The organism is Rhizobium sp. A22-96, assembly GCF_053521805.1.
This window is the reverse complement of sequence record NZ_JBNWDQ010000001.1, coordinates 1,161,108-1,184,489: the sequence shown is the minus strand read 5'-3', so window position 1 is coordinate 1,184,489 and position 23,382 is coordinate 1,161,108. Positions and strand designations below refer to the sequence as shown.

The window sequence follows — 23,382 nt, the reverse complement described above, 5'->3', positions numbered from 1 at the left end:
AATTTCCTGAACGAATTGTCCATTGCGGGCGTGTCGTGCGCCGGACAGACTTAGGTGAAAGACACGCATGGGAGGAAACGATGCGCACCCAAGTCGCCATTATCGGTTCAGGTCCGTCCGGGCTGCTGCTCGGCCAACTATTGACGGAAGCCGGCATCGATAACGTCGTTCTCGACCGTGTCGGCAAGGATTATATCCTCGGTCGCGTCCGCGCCGGCGTTCTGGAGGAAGGCACCGTTTCGCTGATGGACAAGGCGAAATCCAGCGCGCGCCTGCATGCCGAGGGCCTGCCGCATGACGGCTTCTCGCTCGCCTTCGATGGCCGGGATCATCGCATCGATCTTCATGGTCTCACAGGCGGCAAGCGGGTTCTCATCTACGGCCAGACGGAGATGACCCGCGATCTGATGGCCCATCGCGAGGAAAGCGGCGCGCAAACCATCTACAATGCCGCCAATGTCCAGCCACACGGTTTCGATGGCGACAAGCCCTATCTGACCTATGACAAGGATGGCATCTCCCATCGCATCGATTGCGATTTCATCGCCGGCTGTGACGGGTTTCACGGTGTCAGCCGCAAGTCCGTTCCGGAAAAATCGATCCGCAATTTCGAAAAGGTCTATCCCTTCGGCTGGCTCGGCGTGCTGGCTGAAGTGGCGCCTGTCAATCACGAATTGATCTATGCCAATCATCCCAGTGGCTTTGCTTTGTGTTCGATGCGCTCGATGACCCGCAGCCGCTATTACATTCAGTGTCCGCTCGACGAGAAGATCGAGGATTGGACCGATGACCGCTTCTGGGACGAATTACGCCGACGCCTGCCGGCCCATCACGCCGAGGCCCTGATCACCGCGCCATCCTTCGAGAAGTCGATCGCGCCCCTGCGCTCCTTCGTGGCGGAACCCATGCGCTTCGGCCGGCTTTTCCTCGTCGGCGATGCCGCCCATATCGTCCCGCCGACCGGCGCCAAGGGGCTCAATCTGGCGGCAAGCGACGTGCACTATCTGTTTTCGGGGCTTGCCGAGCATTATCAGGATCGTTCGAATGCCGGGCTTGAGGCCTATTCCGCCCGCGCGCTCGCCCGGGTCTGGAAAGCCGTGCGCTTTTCCTGGTGGATGACGACGATGCTGCATCGTTTTCCCGACACCAGCGATTTCGATCAGAAGATCCAGGAAGCGGAGCTCGATTACCTCACCCATTCCCGCGCCGCATCGACGGCGCTTGCCGAAAACTATGTCGGCCTACCGTTCTGAGTCGATTCTAGAGCTTCTTGGCGACTTCACTTGCCGCCTCGCGGATCGTCTGCATCAGGATCGACATTGGCAGGGTGGGGATTGCGTCGGTGCGCACTGTCAACCCGACCGGTCCTTTCGTCTCGCTGGTGTCGATCGGCAGCAGGGCCAGCAGGCCGTCATCGACATCGCCGGCCACGACGCCGGCTGAGATGATCCAGATGGCGTCGCTGGCGCGAACGAAGGCGCGGCCGAAGGAGTCGGACACGGTTTCGATCTGATTGGGCAGTCCGCCGGCGCCGTTGGCGATCAGAAAACTCTCGACGAAGGGACGGATGATCGAGCCGCGCGTCGGCATCAGGAGCGTATAAAGGCTGAGATCGGAAAACAGCGATTGCTTTGCCGAAAGCAGGGGATGACCGGCCCGAACGGCAAAGACCACCTGCTCGGAGTAGAGATGTTCGAAGGAGAAGCCGGTCATGTTGTCCGGGCTTGCCAGGCGGCCGACCACGAGATCGAGATCGCCGATACGCAGTTGCTCCAAAAGCACGGCGTTTTCGCCAGTGACGATCTTGATGCGGCTCCAGGTCTCCTCGCGGAGAAACAATTCCATCGCTCGCGGCATGATGCGCGTCGAAACCGTCGGCAGCGCGCCGATGCGGATTGGCGGCGCCTCGCCGGACCGCTCCTGCGATACGGAATCCAGCCCCTGTCTGAGGGCCGAGAGTGCCGCGCCGGCGTGGCGAAGAAACACTTCGCCATAGCGGGTGATGCGGATGCCGCGCCCGTCGCGCTCGAAAACGGCGACACCAAGCGCTTCCTCCAACTCGCGGATCGTTTTTGTTACCGCTGGCTGGCTGATATTGAGCAGGCCGGCCGCCTTGATCACGCTTTTCTGGCGCGCAACCTCGACAAAGGTCTGCAGATGGCGGAATTTAATGCGCGCGTCGAGCATGCTCATTCATAACCTTGGAGTTATCGTAGAGCGAAGAAATATCATTTTACCTAACCAGATTATACATCCAATCTCGCCGCCGAGGAGATTTCCAGTGCAGTTTGCCCGCATCAATGACGTCACGATCCACTATCAGATCATCGGTGGCCCCGCCGACAAGCCTGTTCTTGTTTTTGCCAATTCGCTCGGCACCGATTTCCGGATCTGGCGTGATGTGATCGTGCGCCTGGCCGGTGATTTTCCCATCGTGCTGTACGACAAGCGCGGCCATGGTCTCTCCGATCTCGGCCAGATGCCCTATTCGATCGAGGACCATGCCACCGATCTTGCCGGTCTGCTCGATTTCCTCTCGGTCAAGGATGCCGTGATTTGCGGCCTCTCCGTCGGCGGGCTGATCGCCCAGTCGCTCTATCAGCGGCGCACGGATCTGGTGCGGGCGCTCGTGCTCTGCGACACAGCCCACAAGATCGGCACGGCCGACAGCTGGAACGCCCGCATCGCGCAGGTCGAGGCCGCAGGCATCGAGTCGATTGTCGATGCCGTCATGGAGCGCTGGTTCACGCCGGCGTTCCGTCGTCCGGAAAACATCGCCTTTGCCGGCTATTGCAACATGCTGATCCGCCAGCCGGCAGCGGGCTATGCCGCGACCTGTGCTGCGCTTCGCGACGCCGATCTGACGGAGGCGGCCAGCAAGATTGCCGTACCGACGATCTGCATCGTCGGCGATCAGGATGGCTCGACGCCGCCTGATCTCGTGCTGTCGATGGCCAGGCTCATTCCGAATGCGCGCTATGAAGTGATCAAGGACGCCGGTCACATTCCCTGCGTCGAGCAACCCGAGGCGTTGACCGAAGTCATCCGTGCCTTCATCGACGTCGTCCTGCGTGGAGAACAAGCCCCATGAATGACCCCACCACGCCATCCCAGCGCTATCAGCAAGGCATGGCGACCAGACGGGCCGTGCTCGGCGACGACCATGTCGATCGTGCGCAGCAGGGAGTAACGGAGTTCGACCAGCCCTTTCAGGAGCTGATCACCGAAGCAGCCTGGGGGCATGTCTGGTCGCGCCCGACGCTGAGCCGGCGTGAGCGTTCCATCGTGACAATAGCGCTTTTGGCCGCGCTTGGTCAGGACGATGAGGTGGCCATGCATGTGCGCGCCACGCGCAACACCGGTGCGACACGCGATGACATTTGCGAGGCGCTTCTGCATGTGGCGATTTATGCCGGCGTGCCGGCGGCAAACCATGCGATCAAGATCGCCAAGCAGGTTTTTGAACAGATGGACGCCGAAAGGGCGGCTTGAAGCGAGGCAGACATGTCCGACAGAACCAACAGCAAGCCCGAAACGGGCGCCTTCTTTGCCCGGGACCGTGCCTGGCATCCGCCGGCCTTTGCGCCGGGATACAAGACCTCGGTCTTGCGTTCGCCGCAGCGCGCATTGCTGTCGCTCGACGGCACCATTTCCGAAATCACCGGACCGGTCTTCGGCCATTCCATATTGAACGAGCTCGACAACGATCTGATCCATAATTTTGCCAGACCCGGCGAAAGCGCCATCGGCGAACGCATCATCGTGCATGGCCGCGTGCTCGACGAGCGTGGCCGGCCGGTACCCGGCGTGCTGCTCGAATTCTGGCAGGCCAATGCCGGCGGGCGCTATCGCCACAAGAAGGAAAGCTATCTCGCAGCGATCGACCCAAATTTCGGAGGCTGCGGCCGCGCGATTACCGATGATGACGGCCACTACGCCTTTCGCACGGTCCGTCCCGGGGCCTATCCCTGGCCGAATGGCGTCAATGACTGGCGCCCGGCACACATCCATTTCTCCGTCTTCGGCCATGGCTTTGCGCAGCGGCTGATCACGCAGATGTATTTCGAGGGCGATCCGATGATCTGGAAATGTCCGATCGTCGGGACCATTCCCGACAAGCAGGCCATCGAGCAGCTGATCGCGCCGCTTGACTGGGGCAATACGATCCCGATGGATGCGCGCGCCTATAAATTCGATATCGTGCTGCGCGGTCGTCGCTCGACCCTGTTCGAAAACCGGCTGGAGGGCAACTGATGGTACAGCAACTCGGCTATCTGAAGGAAACGCCGTCGCAAACGGCAGGTCCTTACGTTCATATCGGCCTTACCCCCAACTACAGCGAAATCGGCGGCGTCTATGACGCGGATCTCGGCACCTCCATGGTCAATGAGAAGACGCATGGCGAGCGCATCACCGTTGTTGGACGCATCCTCGATGGCGCTGGCGGGCTGGTCAGGGATGCGGTCATCGAGATCTGGCAGGCCGACAGCGCCGGGCTTTACAACAGTCCCTCGGAGCTGCGCGGCACGGCCGATCCCAATTTCACCGGCTGGGGTCGTTGCCCGACAAGTTCGGAAGACGGGACCTTTCGCTTCGAAACGATCAAGCCCGGCCGCGTTCCCTTCAAGGACGGCCGCAAGATGGCGCCGCATATCACTCTTTGGATCGTGGCGCGCGGCATCAATATTGGGCTGCATACGCGCATGTACTTTCCCGAGGAGACGAGCGCCAATGCCGAAGATCCATTGCTTGCCCGCATCGAGCATAAGGACCGTCTGGCAACGCTGATCGCCACGAAGGAAGGCTCCGCCTATACCTTCGATGTGCATTTGCAGGGAGACAGGGAAACTGTTTTCCTCGATATATAGGCCATGAGCATTTCCCCTTTCGATCACCCTTTTCTGTCCGGCCTCCTCGGTGACGCGGAGGTCTCGGGCTATTTTTCGGTGAAAGCCGAGATCCGCGCCATGCTCGACTTCGAGGCGGCTCTCGCCAAGGTCGAGGCGCAGCATGGGGTGATCCCACAGGCCGCCGCGCAGCGCATTGGCGAGGTCTGCGCCAGTTTCGAACCCGATCTCTCGAGCCTGAAGGCGGGAACGGCAACGGACGGGGTCGTCATTCCGGATCTCGTCAGGCAACTGCGCAAGGTTGTTGGCGACGATGCCGGCAGCCATGTCCATTTCGGCGCCACCAGTCAGGATGTCATCGACACCAGCCTGATGATGAGACTGAAGGCGGTGGCTTTCCTGTTGAGCGGTCGTCTTTTTGCCGTCTCGGCGGGACTTCAAAAGCTCGACGATCAGTTTGGCCCGAACAGGCTCATGGGTCGAACCCGCATGCAGGCCGCAATCCCGATTACCGTGTCCGACCGGCTGCGCGCCTGGCGGCATCCGCTCGAGCAATATCGGGATCGGCTGACGCAGGAGAGTTTTCCCCTGCAGTTCGGCGGTGCCGCCGGTACGCTCGAAAAGTTCGGGCCGAAGGCGGAAGACATTCGTGCCGCGCTGGCGCAGGCGCTCGGCTTGACCGATGAGCCGCAATGGCAGAGCCAGCGCGGGCGGATCGCCGAATTTGTGGGACTGCTGTCGATGATCTCGGGCAGTCTCGGCAAAATCGGTCAGGACGTAGCGCTTCTGGCACAGGCCGGGGATGAAATCGAGCTTGCCGGCGGCGGCGGTTCTTCCGCCATGCCGCACAAGCAGAATCCGGTTGCGGCGGAGATATTGGTGACGCTGGCGCGCTTCAACGCCGTCCAACTCTCCGGCATCCATCAGTCGCTCGTTCACGAGCAGGAACGTTCGGGGGCTGCCTGGACGCTGGAATGGCTTCTATTGCCGCAGATGGTGGTGGCGACAGCCGCATCGTTGCGTCAGGCGCTGCAGATGCTCGGGACGATCAAACGCTTGGGGACGGCATCCTGAATGACGTCTTAGACTGAAATCATAACCTCTAAATTATGGATTGAAGCATTTATTTCATTTTACATCACCATTTCGTATGAGAAATTGGCGATGGTCGAGGTTTGAAGATTGGATGCGGCCGGGAATCCGCGCTGCCGGGAGGAGAAAAGAATGAAGCGATTTATCTTGGCCGCTATCGCGGCCGTTGCCCTTGGCGGCGCTGCCTATGCTGACACCATCAAGGTCGGCGTCATCGGACCTTTCTCGGGGCCGTTTGCCCTGCAGGGAAAGAATTTCAAGGCCGGCATCGATGCCTATATGGCTGTCAACGGCAAGAAGGTCGGCAATGACGAGGTGGAGGTGATCTACCGCGACGTGCCGCAGGCTGACCCCGCACAGTCGAAGGCACTGGCGCAGGAACTGGTGGTCAAGGAGAAGGTTCAGTATCTTGCTGGTTTCTACTTCACGCCGGATGCGATGGCGGTAACGCCGATCCTCAAGCAGGCCAATGTGCCGATGGTGATCTTCAATGCCGCGACCTCGGCAATCGTCACTAAGAGCCCGCTGGTCGTCCGCACCTCCTTCACGACCTGGCAGACCTCGACCCCGATCGCCAAGGTCGCCTATGACGGCGGTGTGAAGAAAGTCATCTCGGTCGTCAGCGACTACGGTCCGGGCGTCGATGCCGAAAATGCCTTCAAGGCCGGTTTCGAGAAGCAGGGCGGCGAAGTGGTGCAGGCGATCCGCATGCCGCTGTCGACCAATGACTTCAGCCCGATCATGCAGCGCATCAAGGATTCCGGCGCGCAGGGCGTCTTCGCCTTCCTGCCGTCCGGCCCGACGACGCTTGGCTTCGTCAAGGCCTATAATGAAAACGGCCTGAAAGCTGGCGGCATCAAGCTGTTTGCGCCCGGCGATCTGACGCAGGAATCCGACCTGCCGGCGCTAGGTGACGCGGCCCCCGGCATGCAGACCACGTTCCACTATGCGATTTCGCACGACTCGCCTGAAAACAAGGCTTTCGTTGCTGCCGCCGACAAGGCGATCGGAAATCCGGCCGAGCTGACATTCCCGGCGGTCGGTGCTTTTGATGGCATGCACGTCATCTACAAGATGATCGAGGCGACCGGTGGCAAGCAGGATGCGCAGAAGGCCGTCGATGCCGTGAAGGGCCTCTCCTGGGTCAGCCCGCGCGGTCCGGTCACCATCGACGCCGAAAGCCGCCATATCACGCAGAACATCTATCTGCGCGAAGTCGCCAAGGGCGATGACGGCAAATACTACAACAAGGAGATCCAGACCTTCGAAAAGCAGGGCGATCCCGGCCTTGCGGCAGCGAAGTAGGACGCTCTCACCGCTAGCTCCCATCTGAGCGGAATTTGCTTCTGCTCAGATGGAGCCCGAAGGTCGGCGCCACAACAACCGGACCAGTCATATCAATGCAAACCGTGCTCAGCATAGCAGTCGATGCCCTCGCTTACGGCATGGTGCTGTTCGTGATTTCCATCGGCCTTTCAGTGACGATGGGGTTGATGCGCGTCGTCAATCTCGCCCACGGCGCCTTCGCCATGATCGGCGGCTATATCGCCTCCTATGCGACGCGGGATCTCGGGCTTGGCTATGGTGTGGCGGTGTTGCTGGCCGTAGTCGGCACCGTCATCATTTCTATCCCGATCGAGCGGCTGCTCTACAGGCGCATCTACGGCGCCCCGGAACTGACGCAGGTGCTGATGACCATCGGCATCACCTTCTGCATCATCGGCATTGCAAACTATGTCTTCGGCCCGACCTTGAAGACCATACCCCTGCCGGGCAACCTGCAAGGGTCCGTCGACCTCGGCTTCCGCACCATCGGCATACATCGCATCTTCGCGATCGTCTGTGGTCTCATCGTCGCACTGGCGCTTTGGTACACGATCGAGAAGACCTCGTTCGGCGTCAAGCTGCGCGCCTCTGTCGACAATGCCTCGATGGCGGCCGCCCTCGGCGTGCGCACAGAGATCGTCTACGCCGTCAGCTTCGCGGTTGCCGTCGGGCTTGCCGCCTTCGGCGGCGTCGTGGGTGCCGAACTGCTGCCGGTCGAACCCTACTATGCCCTGCGTTACATGGTGACTTTCCTCGTCGTCGTCTCGGTCGGTGGCGCAGGCTCCATTTCCGGCGCGCTCTTCGCCTGCCTGATCCTCGGCTGCATCGATACAACAGGCCGTTACCTCATGCCCGAATATGGCGAGTTCTTCTTCTATCTCGCCGTCATTGCCATCATCTGCGTTTTCCCGCGCGGCTTTGCCGGGAGGTTGAAGTAATATGGCGCTGACGACCCTGCAAAGAGAGGCAATCCCGGCCGTGACGAGACACCGTACTCTTGGACAGGATGGGATTGCGGTCGCCGTTATCGTGGTCTTGGCCGCCGCGGGCTATATCCTGTTTCCGGACAATCTGGCGCTTCTGACGCGTTTGATCGCCATTGCCTTGCTGGTTCTGTCGCTCGATCTTGTCACCGGCTATTGCGGCGTGGCAACCCTCGGACATGCCGCGCTCTTCGGGGCCGGCGCCTACGCAGCTGGGATCGCCTCGGCGCATTACGGCATCAACGATCCCCTCTTGATGACGCTTGCCGGCATTGTCGGCGGTGCGATCGCGGGGCTGGTCTGTTCGGTCGTCATTCTGCGGGCTCATGGCCTGCCGCAGCTCGTGCTGTCGATTGCGCTGATCTATCTCTTCCATGAATTCGCCAACAAGGCCTCGAGCTGGACCGGCGGCAGCGACGGGCTGTCAGGCATTTCCCCGGACCCGCTGTTCGGAAGTTTCGAATTCGATCTCTACGGCCATACGGCCTATCTCTACGGCGTCGCGCTCTTGCTCATCGTGCTCGTGTTGCTGCGCGTCCTCGTGCGCTCGCCGTTCGGCATGCTCTGCCGCGGCATCCGGCAGGATCCCTTGCGTATCCGCGCCATGGGCGCTTCGCCGAAGGTGGCGCTGATCAAGATGTATGTGATTTCCGGTGCCGTTGCCGGCGTCGGCGGTGCATTGACCGCGATCTCGACCCAGGTTGTCGGGCTGGACAGCCTGTCGTTCACCCAGTCGGCCGAGGCGCTGGTCATGCTCGTGCTCGGCGGCACCGGGTCGCTGTTCGGCGCGCTCGTCGGCACACTGATCTTCATGCTGTTCGAGGACTATGTCTCCGCTGCCAATCCCTTCCACTGGCTGACGATCGTCGGCGCACTGCTGATCCTCGTCGTCCTGTTTGCGCCGAAGGGCATTTACGGCACTGCCGCCGCCTATGTCGCCCGCCGCAGGGAGGCGCGGTCATGAGCGCGATCTTCGAGGTCAAGAATCTGAGGAAGGCGTTCGGCGGCTTGACAGTGACCAACGACGTCAGCCTGTCGATGGCACCGGGGGATCGTGTGGCGCTGATCGGCCCGAACGGCGCCGGCAAGACCAGCTTCGTCAATCTCGTCACCGGCAATCTGCGGCCCGACGCCGGTGAGGTCCATATCGCCGGTCACAATGTGAACCGTGTTGATGCCATCGGCCGGGTCCGGCGCGGGCTGGTGCGCTCGTTCCAGGTGACGCGGCTGTTTCAGGATATGACCCCGGCTGAACATATCGGCATGGCGGTCTTGCAGCGAACGGGCCGCTCCGGCCGCATGTTCGGCAACTTCCTCACCATGCCCGACGTCATGGCTGAGGCGGAAGAACTGCTCGGCACGCTCGGTCTGGCCGGACTGGCGCATCGCAAGGTCAGCGAAATTGCCTATGGCCAGCAGCGGCTCCTCGAGATCGCCGTCGCGATGGCCCTGAAGCCCAAGGTGCTGCTGCTGGATGAGCCTGCGGCCGGCGTGCCGCAGAGCGATACCGGCCGCATCGAGCAGGCGCTTGCCGATCTGCCGCCCGATCTCGCCGTACTGATGATCGAGCACGACATGGATCTCGTCTTCCGGTTTGCCAAGCGCGTGGTCGTGCTGGCCGCCGGCACCATCATCTTCGACGGTTCGCCGAAAGACGTGACGCAGGATGCGCGTGTGCGCGAAGCCTATCTTGGGAGCTACGCCAATGCCGGCCACGCCGCTTGAAGTGGAAAATCTGTCGGCCGGCTATGGCCCGACGCGGGTGCTCGAAGGCGTTTCCTTCTCCGTACCTGCCGGTGGTCGGCTTGCCGTTCTCGGCCGCAACGGCATGGGCAAGAGCACGCTGCTGGCGACCCTTGCCGGCCAGACGCGGCGTTATGGCGGCCGCATCCGGCTTGGTTCGGCCGAAATTGCCGGACTGCCAAGCGCCAGACGAGCCCATCAGGGACTAGGCTATGTGCCGCAGACGCGCGATGTCTTCCCGACGCTGACTGTCGAGGAAAACCTCTCTGTCGGGCTGAAGGGGCGACCCAAAAGCGCGATACAGGAAGCCTACGACATGTTTCCGCGCCTGAAGGAGCGGCGAAAGAATCTCGGTGGCCAGCTGTCCGGCGGCGAGCAGCAGATGCTGTCGACCGCCCGCACAATCCTCGGCCGCCCCTCTGTGCTGCTTCTGGATGAGCCGTTGGAAGGGCTGGCGCCCGTCATCTGCGAGGAACTGATGGCGGCCTTCGCCGAGCTCGCCAAAACAGGCGATATGACCATTCTCCTAGTGGAGCAACGCATTCAGAGCGCGCTCGACTTTGCGAGCGACGTTATCATTCTGGAGCGCGGGCGGGTTGCCTGGAAGGGGATACCCGCGGCGCTCGCGCAGGATCATGATGTGGTCGAGCGCCTGCTCGGCGTGGGTGGTTTGCACTAGCGCGCACCCTTCCGGATCGCGCAATTGCGATGATCGCTCCATTTGTCGTAAACTTACCGTCTGATTGCTTTTAAAGAGAGGTGCGGCATGGACCGATTCACCGGCGGTTGCCTCTGCGGTAAGGTTCGAATAGTGGCGTCAGGACGCCCATATCGGGTTGGCATTTGTCATTGCCTCGACTGCCGCAAGCATCATGGCGCGCTTTTTCACGCTTCTGCGATCTTCCCTCAGGATGCGGTGGTGATCGATGGCGAAACACGCGACTATGCCGGCCGGTTTTTCTGTCCTCATTGTGGCTCGTCCGTCTTCTCGCGAAGCGCAGACGAGATCGAAGTCAATCTGGGGTCTCTGGATGCTCCTGATCAGCTGACGCCGACCTATGAGCTCTGGACTATCCGGCGCGAATCCTGGTTGCCGCCGTTTCCGCGTACAAGACGATACGATTGCGATCGTGAGGCAACGAGCCGCTCGGAGGAATAGGTTGGGCTCGCAGCAGGCGCTACCCTGACAAGCCTCGTCGATAGCAGCCGCATCCAGCAATTCATGTTGACGACAAAACGTCGATAATTTATCGATATATTCTCATCGTTATAGGCGCAGTGCTGCTGGAGGCGGATTTGTCGGAGAAGATTTCGGGTCGTTGGGATTTCTGGATCGATCGCGGCGGCACCTTTACCGATGTCGTCGGGCGGGGCCCGTCTGGTGTCCTCCATGCCCGCAAGGTCCTGTCGGAAAATCCCGATGCCTATCGCGACGCCGCAGTGCACGGTATTCGCCTGCACCTCGGCCTGGGCAAGGGCGATCCAATCCCCGCCGATACGATCGGTGAAGTGCGCATGGGTACAACGGTCGCCACCAATGCACTGCTCGAACGCAAGGGTGAGCGTCTGGCTCTGGTGACCACCAAGGGCTTCCGCGACGCGCTGCGCATCGGCTATCAGGAGCGCAAGAAGATTTTCGCGACGGAGATCGTCAAGCCGGAGGCGCTTTACGAGGATGTCGTCGAGATCGAGGAGCGCGTGCTGGCCGATGGCACGCTCGAGCTTGCTCTAGATGAGAAGGCAGCGGAAGCCGCATTACGTGAGCTTCTCGCCAAAGGCTACCGCTCTGTCGCCATCGTCTTCATGCACGCCTACAAGTTCCCGGCCCATGAAGCGGCGGTCGCCCGCATCGCCCGGTCCCTCGGTTTCGAGCAGGTTTCCGTCAGCCATGAAGTGTCGCCGCTGATCAAGCTTGTCGGCCGTGGCGATACGGCTGTCATTGACGCCTATCTGTCGCCCGTGCTCGGACGCTATATCGGCCAGGTCTGCGACGAACTCGATGTCGAGCGCACCGGCGCGCGCGTCATGTTCATGATGTCGTCAGGTGGATTGACCGCAGCCGACATGTTCCAGGGGAAGGATGCCATCCTGTCCGGCCCGGCCGGCGGTGTCGTCGGCCTTGCGAAAACGGGCGAACAGGCCGGATTCACCAATGTCATCGGTTTCGACATGGGCGGCACGTCCACGGATGTGGCCCATTTCGACGGCGAATATGAGCGCGCCTTCGAAACGGAAGTGGCCGGCGTGCGCGTACGAGCGCCGATGATGCTGATCCATACGGTTGCCGCCGGTGGCGGCTCCATCCTGCATTTCGATGGCGACCGTTTCCGTGTCGGCCCGGATTCGGCAGGCGCCTTTCCGGGGCCTGCCTGCTATCGCAACGGCGGCCCGCTGGCGGTGACCGACGCCAATGTCATGGCCGGCAAGCTCTTGCCTGAATTCTTCCCGTCGATCTTTGGCACCAATCAGGACCAGCCGCTCGATGTCGAGACGGTGCGCGGCAAGTTCGCCGAACTCGCCGCCCGGATCGGCGATGGCCGCAGCCCGGAAGATGTCGCCGACGGCTTCATTCGCATCGCCGTTGCCAATATGGTTGAAGCGATCAAGAAGATCTCGGTCCAGCGCGGCTATGACGTGACGCGCTATGCCCTCAACTGCTTCGGTGGCGCCGGCGGGCAGCATGCGTGCCTGGTCGCCGATGCGCTCGGCATGAAGAGCATCCTGCTGCATCCGATGTCCGGCCTTCTTTCGGCCTACGGCATGGGGCTTGCCGACATCAGAGCGACGCGCCAGAAGGCGCTCGGCGTTGCCCTTGATGAGGCCGCACCGTCTGCCGTTGCTGCGCTGGGTGGCGAACTGCGCGGGGAATGCGTGCCCGAGCTTGAAGCGCAGGGTGTTCCCGCAAACGAAATCAAGACAGTTCAGCGCGCCCATATCCGTTATGCCGGTACCGACACCGTCCTGGCTGTCGAGACAACATTCCCTGAGATCGATGACCCCGCGCGCCTGCGCGGCGAGTTCGAGACGCTGCACAAGCGGCGCTTCGGTTTTGTCGCCGAGGACAAGCCGCTGGTCGTCGAGGCGGTCGAGATCGAGACCATCGGTGGTGCCGCCGCCGATATCGCCGTTCAGCGCGATGAAGTGGGCGAGGGCGAGGCGGACGCAGCACGGCGTGCCTCTTTCTATTCCGGTGGCGCAAGCCATGACGCCGCGGTCGTTTTGCGCCAGGCAATCGTACCCGGCCAGACCGTCACGGGCCCTGCCATCATCATCGAGCCGAACCAGACCATCGTCATCGAGGATGGCTGGCAGGCGCAGCTGACCGCCAGGGATCATATCGTTCTCAAGCGTATCAAGGCCCTGCCGGAGCGCAGCGCCATCGGCACCAAGGCCGATCCTGTCATGCTGGAGATCTTCAACAATCTCTTCATGTCGATTGCCGAGCAGATGGGCATGACGCTGCAGAACACCGCCTATTCGGTCAACATCAAGGAGCGGCTGGATTTCTCCTGCGCCGTCTTCGATGCGGAAGGGAATCTCGTCGCCAACGCGCCGCATATGCCCGTGCATCTGGGCTCCATGGATGCGTCGGTCGCAACCGCAATCCGTGAAAATCCCGTCATCCATCCGGGTGACGTCTTCCTGATCAACGCGCCTTATAATGGCGGCACGCATCTGCCGGACCTTACGGTCTGCACGCCGGTCTTCGATGATGCTGGCAAGCGCATCCGCTTCTGGGTCGCCAGCCGCGGCCATCATGCCGATATCGGCGGCATTTCGCCGGGTTCGATGTCGCCGCTTGCGACCCATATCGAGGAAGAAGGCGTCTATATCGACAATTTCAAGCTGCTCGATCGCGGACGGTTCTGTGAGGATGAGCTGGCGAAGCTGCTGACGGGTGCGCGTTATCCGGTGCGCACGCTTGCGCAGAACGTCAACGATCTGAAAGCGCAGGTCGCCGCCAACGAGAAGGGTGTGGCCGAGCTCAAGAAGATGATCGTCCATTTCGGCGAAGAGGTTGTCGACGCCTATATGGGCCACGTTCAGGACAATGCCGCCGAAAGCGTGCGCCGCGTTCTCGACCGCCTGCCGGATGGCGAATTCAGCTATGAGATGGATCAGGGCTGCAAGATCGTCGTCAAGATCTCGATCGACAAGGACAAGCGCGAGGCAACGGTCGATTTCACCGGCACCTCGCCGCAGCGTGCCGACAATTTCAACGCGCCGCAACCGGTGACGCGCGCTGCCGTGCTCTATGTCTTCCGTGTTCTGGTCGAGGCCGATATTCCGATGAATGCCGGTTGCCTCAGGCCGATCCGCATCGTCATCCCCGAAGGCACCATGCTGACGCCGAAATATCCGGCTGCCGTCGTTGCCGGCAATGTCGAGGTCAGCCAGGCCGTGACAAACTGCCTGTTCGGAGCGGTCGAAACGCTTGCGGCAGCACAGGGCACGATGAACAATCTCACCTTCGGCAATGATGCCTATCAGTACTACGAGACAATCTGCTCGGGCGCGCCGGCCGGCCCTGGTTTCCATGGTGCGGATGCCGTGCATACGCATATGACCAACTCGCGTCTGACCGACCCGGAAATCCTGGAAACCCGCTTTCCGGTGGTGCTCGAGGATTTCCACATTCGTCCCAACTCGGGCGGCCAGGGCAAATGGAATGCCGGCAACGGCACGCAGCGCACCATTCGCACCCGCGAGAAGCTGGAATTCGCCGTGCTTTCGGGTCATCGCCGCGTCGCGCCCTTCGGCGTCAAGGGCGGCGAACCGGGCCAGACCGGGCGCAACTATGTCCGGCGCAATGACGGCACGATCGATGAGCTGATCGGCTCTGCCCATACGGTGCTCGATGCCGGTGAAGCCTTCACCGTGGTTACTCCCACGGGTGGCGGCTATGGCAAGAGAGACGAATAGAGGCGTTGCTGCGTTTGCAGATGCATTGATCCGGATCGAAGGAGTTTTCGGGTGACTTCTGAGGAAAAGAGTAGACCGCGCGAACTGATCGTCTCGTCCGCACATCTTGCGGACGGCAGTTCGCCGGCCTTGTCCGAGCTTGAATACGGGTCGATCCTGTTTTCCCATGCTTTCAATCGGTGGTTGGTGCGTTGCATGGCCGCTGCCGGCGTGCCCGGTCTTTCGCCGACCGAGATTCTGATCATCCACTCCGTCCGCCATCGTGACAGGCCGAAGACGCTTGCCGACCTGTGCCTCGTGCTCGATATCGAAGACACCCACGTCGCCAACTATGCCATCAAGAAGCTGGAAGCGGCCGGTCTCGTCAAAAGCGGCAAGGCCGGCAAGGAAAAAACCATCCGCGTCACCGACAAGGGCTTGGATGCGTTAAAGCGCTACACCGAAATTCGCGAGCGCTTGCTGGTGGAGGCGACCAAGGTTTCCGGGCTTTCGCAGGACGGTCTTTCCGATATCGCCTCGCATCTGAGGGCGCTCTCGGGATACTACGAGCAGGCCGCGCGTTCGGCTGCGACGCTGTAGGCTGATGGCAAGGACGAAAGTCCCTCGAAAACCTTCATCACGTATTGCTAAAGTTTATTTTTCCCCGATGAGCTGAGGCCTGAAGCGAGACCTGACCGGGACGCAAGTCACGGGGGCTTATCTATTTCGCCATCTCGTACCTATATTAGGCTTATGCGATCCACTGTCGGGCGTCCGACCAGAGATCTGCATCGGGCAAACGATATGATCCTGTTTTTACCACGGTACAACTTTTGGAAAATGCTGGCTTCGCATGGTGGCAAAAGTGTGCTTTTTTTGACCGAAAGGGGAATGGTGTAAAAACTTCCATGAACAACGATAGTTTTGAGCTGAAATTTTGGGGCGTGCGGGGAAGCATACCTGTATCGGGACCGGAATTTGAGCGGTACGGCGGCAATACGTCGTGCATAGAGTTAAGACATGACGGCAGGCACATTCTATTCGACGCCGGAACAGGGCTGCGCGAGGCGGCCGTATCGCTTGCAAAGGAAGGGGTTCGCAACATCGATCTCTTCTTCACGCACTCGCACTACGACCATATCATCGGTTTGCCGTTCTTCAGTGCCATCTATGATCCTAGGGTCAGCGTCGATCTCTGGTCGGGCCATCTGGCCGGCAAGACGACGACACGGCAGATGATCGGCCAGTTCATGCGGCCGCCATGGTTTCCTGTCGAACCCGATATCTGTCGCGCGACGATGAACTTTCGCGATTTCACCGCCGAGGACACGCTAAAGCCGCATCCAGGCATCGTCATGCATACGGCCCGGCTGAACCATCCCGGTGGTTGCATCGGCTATCGCATCGAATGGTCTGGCCGGGTGATCGCCATGATCTACGATACCGAGCATGTGGCCGGCAAACTCGATGAGACCGCGCTTGCGCTGATGGCCGATGCCGATCTCGCCATCTATGATGCGACCTATACCGAAGGGGAAATGCCGAAGCATCTGGGCTTCGGACATTCCACCTGGCAGGAAGGCGTCAAGCTTGCCAAGAAGGCCGGCGTCAAGCGCCTTGCCCTCTTTCACCATGCGCCGGCTCGCACCGACGCCGAACTGGACGAGTTGCAGCGGGACGCGCAGAAGAGTTTTCCCGGCGCGTTCATGGCCTTTGACGGGCAATCGCTACAGCTCTGAATGCTTCCGTGCGACGCCCGGATCCGTAAATGGCGGCTAACGCACGAAATTGCCGACCGGCCGCCATTCTATGGCGGCATGGCCGGCCGTTTCCTCAAACAACGCCTCGACGAAAGACCATGCGACGGTGTCATGCACCAGATGGTGCGTCATCACGCCGATCGGCTCGTCATTGCCGTCGAAGCGGTTCTGGAGTTCTTCCACCAGCCGCGCGATCAATCCTTCATGCGGAAGGCCGCCGCGCACGCCGTGCCACCTCATGATGTCGATATGGGTGTTGACCAGCGTGATCTGCGCCTCCTTCGCCAAGCCGAAGACGGAGACGGCGCGGTATCCGAAGGGCGCCAGGTGAGGCAGCAATGCATCGTCGATGCGGTTCCACGGCGGCACCAGCATGGCCAGAAACTGCGCGGGATAAAGCGCCTTCAACTTGTCGAAGCCGCGATGCAGCTCATCAAGCACAGCAGCCTGTGGCCGATGCAGGCCGAGTTCCTGCTTTTTCGTCTCATCCGGCGCATAGTTCTGATGCATCCAGCCATGAACGGTGACTGTGACGCGGCTTTGGCCTGCCAGGCGTTCCGCCAGCGGCTCGCCGGTCGGTCCGGGAATGACGGCCAAAGCCATCGGCACATCGAAGCGATCGGATAGTGACAGCAGCCGGTCGAGGGCAGAGGTGGGTTCGATGGCGTCGTCGTCCCGGAACCAGAACTTCGCCTTGCGTCCCGCCTCGGTCCAACGGCGCAACTCATCGCGCAAGGGCTGCCAGTCGGCTCTATCGCTCATAATAGGTGTCTCCCAGATGTTTCCGAAGAATGGTTTCAAGCTGCTTCGATGCCGCGCCCAGGGAGCGCTCCTCATGCACGAAGCGGTGCGCTGCCTTGGCCATGCTCCGCCGCTGTGCATCGTCGTTCAAAAGCCGCGCGATGGCATTGGAGTAGGCTTCGACGTCGCCGGCTGGTGTCAGCAGTCCCGTTACGCCGGCCGTGACCACTTCCGGCACGCCTGCCGTCGCCTGCGCCACTACGGGCAGACCTGCAGCCTGCGCCTCAAGATAGGCAAGGCCATAGGCCTCGTTATTGCCCGGCCAGACATAGATCCCGGCGGTCGCAAGCTCCGTTGCAATCTCAGAAGCTGTGCACTCTCCGCGCCAGATGATCCGGTCGTCATCGAAAGTTGAAAACAATGCCCTTACGTCGGCGCGCATCGGCCCGTCGCCGATGACGGTCAGGGTCCAGTCCTCATCGCGGATGAGGTCGAGCGCCTTTGCCAGCATGACATAGCTGTCGAACTTGTCACCCTTGCGCAGCATGGCGACGCTGATCAGTCGCCGCGGGTCTGGGGATGAGGGTGGCTGTGCAAACAGCGATGTATCTATGAAAGGTAGAAATCGTTCGTAGCGACCGTCTGGAATAGTATCCATGAGGCCGATCCGGTCTCGCTCGGTGAAGCAGAGATTGACGGCGGCCAGACGCACCGCATCGGCGATCAGCCGCTGGTTTTCGCTCCAGCCATTGTCGTCATGGCGCCTCGAGTAAGAGGCTTCGGCAGTGACATAAGGTATGCCGAGTTGTCCGGCGATGGGTGGGCCGATGAGATCCGGTGTCTTGTAGTAGGGGTGGTAGGTGAACCAAAGGTCGGGCGATGACTGGCTTTGCCAGCCGTGGAGCAGCCGACTCACCTCACCCTCTGCCTGCCGGGCGACCTCGCCACGAGGTCCTGCGTCCGGGGTTGCCGTAAAGCTGCGCAGCTCCGATGCGACTTCGACCTCGTGCCCGGCCATTCCAAGCGCCGCTATGATCTGCCGCGCCATTAGCCGGTCGCCGGAAGGCACTGGATGAGTGGGAGGTTTGAGCGGAGCGTAGAAGGCGATCTTCATGCTGTTGTCACATGGTTGACAATTAAGTGATGGCAGGAGCCCGGATTGTGAGAGGATTGCCCGAATTTCGACCGGTTGCGTGACAATAAGGTCCCTGCTTCAAAAAGCCGCATTCTCGACAGCGTGCGGCGTTGCGGCTAGATGAATAGGCGATAACCGTTTTCGCTTCTGTTGTGAACGGACAATATACATTGGGTTTGATGACCATCGAGGCAAGAAAGCCAATCATTTCCGATCGTCTCGTGCGGAAGTTCCGCCTTGGCTCCGGCTTGATCGTTTTCAGCTTTGTGATCATGCATCTGGCCAATCACTCTCTAGGCCTCATTTCCCTCAACATGGCCGAGCGTGCACAGCATTGGTTCATGGCCGTGTGGCGCAATCCCGTCGGCACGGTTCTCCTTTACGGCGCGCTGATCGTCCATATCATGCTGGTCCTGCGGCTTCTCTACAGGCGCCGCACACTGGTCATGCCCCCAGGCGAAGCTTTTCAGATCGTCACCGGCCTGCTCGTGCCTCTTCTCCTCATCGATCACATCGTGGCCACGCGTATCGTGCATGATGTTTACGGCTATCACGATACTTACAAGGCGATCGTCCGCACGCTGTGGCTCACATCGCCGGCGAGCGGCGTACGCCAGGCGTTTCTGCTTGTTATCATCTGGGTTCACGGCTGCATCGGCGTTCACTTCTGGCTGCGTTTTCGCCCCTGGTACATGGCGATCTCCCCCGTATTGCTGTCCTGCGCCATCGTTCTGCCGATTCTAGCGTTGCTCGGCTTTGCCGCTATGGGCAAGGTCGTCACTCATGAGGCGGCGCAGGAGGACGAGCGCGGCTATCCTGGCGGCTATTACAGCGACGTGCGCAGCCTTGGCGAGAGGGGCTCCGTTCCCGGCGGTCAGATTGCCGATGCCCTCTGGCCCTATCGTGCCGGATTTTACGGGGCATTCAGCCTGTCGATCGTCGGTCTCTTCGCCTTTCGCGCACATCGCAGGGTGCGCGAGCGCCAGTTTCAGGTCGCCATTCGCTATGCGGGTGGCGAGGTCGTGCAAGCGCCCCGCGGCTTCAGCGTGCTGGAGGCGAGCCGTCTTGGCGGGATCCCGCATTATTCGGTCTGCGGCGGCAAGGGCCAATGCTCCACCTGTCGCGTTCAGGTCATCGAGGGCGCCGAAAACCTGCCTCCTCCCGAGCCGCTTGAGCAAAAGACGCTGAACCGCATTGGCGCCACGCCGGATGTCAGGCTTGCCTGCCAGCTGCGGCCGACGGGAAATATCAGCGTTGTGCCGCTGTTGACGCCCATGGCCGAGGCGACGATCCCGGTTTACACGCAGGCCGCAAGCCCCGGTCGCGAACGTGATATCGTCGTGTTCTTCTGCGATCTTCGACATTTCACCGCGTTGACGGAAGAGCGTCTGCCCTTCGACATCGTCTTCCTGCTCAATCGGTATTTCGCGATCGTCGGTCGCATCATCGAAGAGAATGGCGGCCGCATGGACAAGTTCATCGGCGACGGTGCCATGGCACTCTTCGGTCTTCGCACCACTCCCAAAGAGGCAAACCGTCAGGCGCTGAAGGCAGCGGCGGCGATCCTGCGGGAAATCGACAAGCTCAGTGCCGAATTGGCGGACGAACTGGCGGCACCTCTCGAAATCGCCATCGGTCTTCACACCGGTTTGGCCGTGGTCGGTTCGATGGGATACGGCAGCGTCAAGAACGTGACGGCGATAGGCGATACCGTCAATGTTGCCAGCCGTCTGGAAAGCGTCGCCAAGGAGTATAACACCGCCCTTGTCTTTTCGGAGCCGGTGGCACGGCTTTCGGAAATCGACGTCGACGGTGTCGAGAGCCGCGAGATTGCCGTTCGAGGTCGTGGCGAGCCCCTGCGGGTCTACATCGTCTCGAAAGAGGCAAGCACCCGCTTCGCCTGAGGTTGCGGGCTTGGCCGCACCGCATGATATCACCCGTTTGCAACGCAAGAGCGCTGGTGTAGGGAAGGCGCATGTTCGACCGCAAGATCCTCACCAGAAAATATTGGCGGCGCGCCTTTCGCAACAAGCGGGATGCGATTGCCACCCGTCTGTTCGACACACGCCTCGGCCGCGATATTCTCGTCAGCGCGCTTGGACCACGGGTCAAGAGCATGACGGTCGATTGCGGCGATCATCTCCTGAGCTTTTCGCCGGCCGACTACATTGGCCGCAAGGTCTTTCGCAAAGGGCATTTCGAGCGCGATCATGTCGACCGGCTGCTGAGTGTGCTGCGCGAACGTGGCCTGTTGCGCAAGGGCACGACACTGCTGGAGCTCGGCGGCAATATCGGCACGCAGACCTGTTATTTTGCGCTCAGTGGGGTCTATAGCCACATTGTTACCGTGGAACCGGATCCTCGTAATTTTCGGCTGCTGTCGGTGAACATAGCCGATAATCGGCTGCAAGAGATGGTCACGGCGGTCAACTGCGCCGCCGGCGATCGTGGCGGGCAGCTCGATTTCTACCTCAACCACAAGAATCACGGCAAGAGCAGCGCCTTGCGCCAGAGCGCGAGCGACGAAAGGATCTCGGTTCCGGTCAGGCCCGTTACCGACATTCTCCTCGAGGCTGGCGCAGATCCGGCCAATGTCGGGCTGATCTGGATGGATATCGAGGGCTATGAGCCGGTCGCATGCCGGTCGATGCAGGCGCTGATGGCCCGCAGGGTGCCGCTCTACATGGAATTCACGCCGGCCTTCTACGGCAAGGATCAAGCCGAAGCATTCGTCAGCGATCTTGCCAGCCACTACGGCGAATGCGTTGCCTTCTTCGAGGACCGGGAACAGGCCATGAAGGTCGTGGATCTTCCGACCGAAGGCGAGCAGTTCGATGTGCTGTTTCTGCGCTGAACCTATTTGCGCCGATAGATGAAATAGCGCCCTTCCTTGACGCTATCGGGTAGGGGCAACGCCTGGAGATCGGGGTGTTCGAGAGGCAGGCCGCTAACCGCAAAGCCACCTGATGCCAGCACGCCGGCCATGGTCTGTGGAAGCCACGTCAGTGTCACGGCATCCTTGTCTTCGTAGCCGGTGCCGATATCGGCATGGGCAAGCGAGGCACCTGAACCGATGAATTCGCTCGCCGTATCCTTGATTTCACCGAGAACGAGGTCGTCAGCCGCAGGCATCGACGGGCCATAGGCGTTGACGGCACGATCGAAGGCTATGATGCGGCGATCGGTGAAAAGTTCGCGCAGATGGTCGAAGGTGCGGCCATTGCCGAGGCCGAGTTCCAGCACGGGGCCATCAAGCGTCCGGACATCGTCGGCTACGGCATTGAGGATGTCGCGCTGTGCGCTCAGGCGGCGAATGAAACTATCCAGGCGGCTCATCGTATCTGTCTTATCCTTGGCGTTCTGATGCCTCTTGCCCAGTCGACCTAGCACGGGCCACATCGTCGCGTCGACCGTCGGCTGGTTTTTCGGCACATTTGCTGTAGGGATAGATTGTCGCGGCGCTAGTGAAAGGAGGAACTGTCATGGTCGAGCCATCCAACGATGATTTCTTCCATAAATTGGCGGTTTTCACGCGTTTCGAGGGCGTTACCGACAGCAACAATTACAGGCCTCTTCCGGACGGCTGGCTGCTGGCTGTCGCCGATATCGTCAGCTCGACAAAGGCCATTGCCTCCGGTCACTATAAATCCGTGAACATGGCCGGCGCCAGCGTGATTTCCGCCGTGCTCAACGCATTGGACAAAGGCGATTATCCCTTCGTCTTCGGCGGCGACGGTGCCCTGGTCGCCATTCCTCCGTCAGGAGAGGCGCAGGTTCGGCAGGCGCTGGCGGCGGTGCGGAGCTGGGTCAAGGAAGAATTGCAGCTGGATCTGCGCACCGCGCTCGTGCCCATGTCGGCGGTTCGCGGCGAAGGTCTGGATGTGATGGTCGCTCGCTTCGGCCCCAGCGAATATGTCTCCTATGCCATGTTCCTGGGCGGCGGCACGAGCTGGGCGGAAAAGCAAATGAAGGCCGGCAATTTCATCGTCGAGGCGGCAGCGCCGGAGGTACGGCCGGATCTGACGGGCCTATCCTGCCGCTGGAATCCGATCAAGGCACACAATGGCGAGATCGTTTCGATCATCGCGGTTCCCGGCGAGAGCGGCAACAGCGCGAAATTCCAGCAGCTCGTCGCCGATATCATCGCCATTTCCAGAGAACAGAGCCGTGATGGCCATCCTGTACCGGCTGAAGGTCCAACGACGGCGCTGATTTTCGGCGGTATCGACATGGAGGCGCGCGCGCTGGCATCTGTCGCCAATCGCTGGCGGCGCAAGCTCGCCATTGCCGCCCAGATCGCTCTCGTCTGCATCCTCGATAAGTTCAGGCTCCGTATGGCGGCGTTCGACCCCAAGGTCTACAGGAGCGATATCGCCATGAACTCCGATTTTCGTAAATTCGACGATGGTCTGAAGATGACCATCGATGTCGATGCGGTGCAGCTCTCGCATATCGAAGCGCTGCTGCGTCAGGCCGAGGCGGAGGGTGTCTGTCGCTATGGGTTGCATCGGCAGGACAGCGCTTTGATGACCTGTTTCGTGCCGACGCCGCTGATGCGCGACCACATGCATTTCATCGACGGGGCAAGCGGCGGTTATGCCATGGCCGCCATGGCGTTGCGCGGCAAGGGCGTATCCGAGCTGGCCGCCAGCGAATGATGTTTTCATTGCTGGAGCGGTGCGGCATTTTGCCGGCTATTTCATCGTCGAGGCAATTTTATCGTCTGAACTCGCTTTTTTCCCATTATTTCAGCGGTATGTTCGCCTTATCTGAAAGAGAACAAAACGAGAGTCGGCGATTTTCGCGGCTGTGTTCTGCTGGACTTCCTGGGCGCCGGGCGCGGGGAAGTATGG

The 23,382-nt window shown here is 60.8% G+C and carries 22 protein-coding genes; 18 read left to right on the top strand and 4 right to left on the bottom strand.

Going from position 1 to position 23,382, the window contains the following annotated elements; translation table 11 throughout:
• Nucleotides 1-80: 80 nt before the first annotated feature.
• Nucleotides 81-1,253, top strand: a complete 1,173-nt coding sequence (pobA, locus tag ACQZ6F_RS05300) for a 4-hydroxybenzoate 3-monooxygenase (protein WP_449092935.1) — start codon at nt 81-83, stop codon at nt 1,251-1,253.
• Nucleotides 1,254-1,260: 7 nt separating this feature from the next.
• On the opposite strand, the gene pcaQ is transcribed toward pobA, so the two are convergent.
• A complete protein-coding gene (gene pcaQ, locus ACQZ6F_RS05295) occupies nt 1,261-2,187 on the bottom strand; it encodes a pca operon transcription factor PcaQ (RefSeq protein ID WP_068395459.1) in 927 nt (308 codons plus the stop codon).
• Between the two features lie 94 nt (nt 2,188-2,281).
• On the opposite strand from pcaQ, the gene pcaD reads away from it, so the two are divergent.
• The 14 genes from pcaD (at nt 2,282) to ACQZ6F_RS05225 (ending at nt 16,632) form a co-directional block, all read left to right on the top strand.
• Entirely contained in the window at nt 2,282-3,091 is an 810-nt protein-coding gene (pcaD, locus tag ACQZ6F_RS05290; RefSeq protein ID WP_449092934.1) for a 3-oxoadipate enol-lactonase, read from the top strand.
• Nucleotides 3,088-3,492: a 4-carboxymuconolactone decarboxylase gene (gene pcaC, locus ACQZ6F_RS05285; RefSeq protein ID WP_068395455.1), complete on the top strand. Its 405-nt coding sequence runs from the start codon at nt 3,088-3,090 to the stop codon at nt 3,490-3,492. The genes pcaD and pcaC overlap by 4 nt, the downstream gene beginning before the upstream one ends.
• 12 nt (nt 3,493-3,504) lie before the next feature.
• Entirely contained in the window at nt 3,505-4,254 is a 750-nt protein-coding gene (gene pcaH / locus ACQZ6F_RS05280; protein ID WP_449092933.1) for a protocatechuate 3,4-dioxygenase subunit beta, read from the top strand.
• Complete coding sequence (gene pcaG / locus ACQZ6F_RS05275; protein ID WP_449092932.1) at nt 4,254-4,868, top strand: protocatechuate 3,4-dioxygenase subunit alpha; 615 nt, start codon at nt 4,254-4,256, stop codon at nt 4,866-4,868. Before pcaH ends, pcaG begins: the two co-directional genes overlap by 1 nt.
• Nucleotides 4,869-4,871: 3 nt before the next feature.
• Nucleotides 4,872-5,921: a 3-carboxy-cis,cis-muconate cycloisomerase gene (locus ACQZ6F_RS05270; RefSeq protein ID WP_449092931.1), complete on the top strand. Its 1,050-nt coding sequence runs from the start codon at nt 4,872-4,874 to the stop codon at nt 5,919-5,921.
• A gap of 150 nt (nt 5,922-6,071) precedes the next feature.
• Complete coding sequence (locus ACQZ6F_RS05265; protein ID WP_449092930.1) at nt 6,072-7,244, top strand: ABC transporter substrate-binding protein; 1,173 nt, start codon at nt 6,072-6,074, stop codon at nt 7,242-7,244.
• A 95-nt stretch (nt 7,245-7,339) separates the two neighbouring features.
• Entirely contained in the window at nt 7,340-8,203 is an 864-nt protein-coding gene (locus tag ACQZ6F_RS05260) for a branched-chain amino acid ABC transporter permease (RefSeq protein ID WP_449092929.1), read from the top strand.
• 1 nt (nt 8,204) lies between these two features.
• A complete protein-coding gene (locus tag ACQZ6F_RS05255) occupies nt 8,205-9,212 on the top strand; it encodes a branched-chain amino acid ABC transporter permease (RefSeq protein WP_449092928.1) in 1,008 nt (335 codons plus the stop codon).
• Nucleotides 9,209-9,973, top strand: coding sequence for an ABC transporter ATP-binding protein (locus ACQZ6F_RS05250; RefSeq protein WP_449092927.1), 765 nt, complete (start codon nt 9,209-9,211; stop codon nt 9,971-9,973). The genes ACQZ6F_RS05255 and ACQZ6F_RS05250 overlap by 4 nt, the downstream gene beginning before the upstream one ends.
• Nucleotides 9,954-10,670 carry an ABC transporter ATP-binding protein gene (locus ACQZ6F_RS05245; RefSeq protein WP_449092926.1) on the top strand — a complete coding sequence of 239 codons (717 nt, stop codon included), beginning with the start codon at nt 9,954-9,956 and terminating at the stop codon, nt 10,668-10,670. Before ACQZ6F_RS05250 ends, ACQZ6F_RS05245 begins: the two co-directional genes overlap by 20 nt.
• A gap of 87 nt (nt 10,671-10,757) precedes the next feature.
• A complete protein-coding gene (locus tag ACQZ6F_RS05240) occupies nt 10,758-11,150 on the top strand; it encodes a GFA family protein (RefSeq protein ID WP_449092925.1) in 393 nt (130 codons plus the stop codon).
• A 137-nt stretch (nt 11,151-11,287) separates the two neighbouring features.
• Nucleotides 11,288-14,914, top strand: coding sequence for a hydantoinase B/oxoprolinase family protein (locus ACQZ6F_RS05235; protein WP_449092924.1), 3,627 nt, complete (start codon nt 11,288-11,290; stop codon nt 14,912-14,914).
• A gap of 51 nt (nt 14,915-14,965) precedes the next feature.
• A complete protein-coding gene (locus ACQZ6F_RS05230) occupies nt 14,966-15,493 on the top strand; it encodes a winged helix DNA-binding protein (protein ID WP_449092923.1) in 528 nt (175 codons plus the stop codon).
• 308 nt (nt 15,494-15,801) lie between these two features.
• Entirely contained in the window at nt 15,802-16,632 is an 831-nt protein-coding gene (locus ACQZ6F_RS05225) for an MBL fold metallo-hydrolase (protein ID WP_068395434.1), read from the top strand.
• A 36-nt stretch (nt 16,633-16,668) separates the two neighbouring features.
• Here the strand turns inward: ACQZ6F_RS05225 and ACQZ6F_RS05220 are convergent, their stop codons facing one another.
• Together ACQZ6F_RS05220 and ACQZ6F_RS05215 are read right to left on the bottom strand one after the other, a co-directional pair.
• Complete coding sequence (locus ACQZ6F_RS05220; RefSeq protein WP_449092922.1) at nt 16,669-17,415, bottom strand: polysaccharide deacetylase family protein; 747 nt, start codon at nt 17,413-17,415, stop codon at nt 16,669-16,671.
• Nucleotides 17,405-18,508, bottom strand: a complete 1,104-nt coding sequence (locus tag ACQZ6F_RS05215) for a glycosyltransferase family 4 protein (protein WP_449092921.1) — start codon at nt 18,506-18,508, stop codon at nt 17,405-17,407. Before ACQZ6F_RS05215 ends, ACQZ6F_RS05220 begins: the two co-directional genes overlap by 11 nt.
• Nucleotides 18,509-18,708: 200 nt before the next feature.
• Here ACQZ6F_RS05215 and ACQZ6F_RS05210 point away from each other — a divergent pair, with 200 nt between their 5' ends.
• Nucleotides 18,709-20,433, top strand: a complete 1,725-nt coding sequence (locus tag ACQZ6F_RS05210; protein ID WP_449093136.1) for an adenylate/guanylate cyclase domain-containing protein — start codon at nt 18,709-18,711, stop codon at nt 20,431-20,433.
• A 71-nt stretch (nt 20,434-20,504) separates the two neighbouring features.
• Nucleotides 20,505-21,383 carry an FkbM family methyltransferase gene (locus ACQZ6F_RS05205; protein WP_449092920.1) on the top strand — a complete coding sequence of 293 codons (879 nt, stop codon included), beginning with the start codon at nt 20,505-20,507 and terminating at the stop codon, nt 21,381-21,383.
• A 2-nt stretch (nt 21,384-21,385) separates the two neighbouring features.
• Here the strand turns inward: ACQZ6F_RS05205 and ACQZ6F_RS05200 are convergent, their stop codons facing one another.
• Entirely contained in the window at nt 21,386-21,865 is a 480-nt protein-coding gene (locus tag ACQZ6F_RS05200; protein WP_077470225.1) for a class I SAM-dependent methyltransferase, read from the bottom strand.
• Nucleotides 21,866-22,011: 146 nt separating this feature from the next.
• On the opposite strand from ACQZ6F_RS05200, the gene ACQZ6F_RS05195 reads away from it, so the two are divergent.
• A complete protein-coding gene (locus tag ACQZ6F_RS05195; protein WP_449092919.1) occupies nt 22,012-23,187 on the top strand; it encodes a DUF3095 domain-containing protein in 1,176 nt (391 codons plus the stop codon).
• Nucleotides 23,188-23,382: the final 195 nt, after the last annotated feature.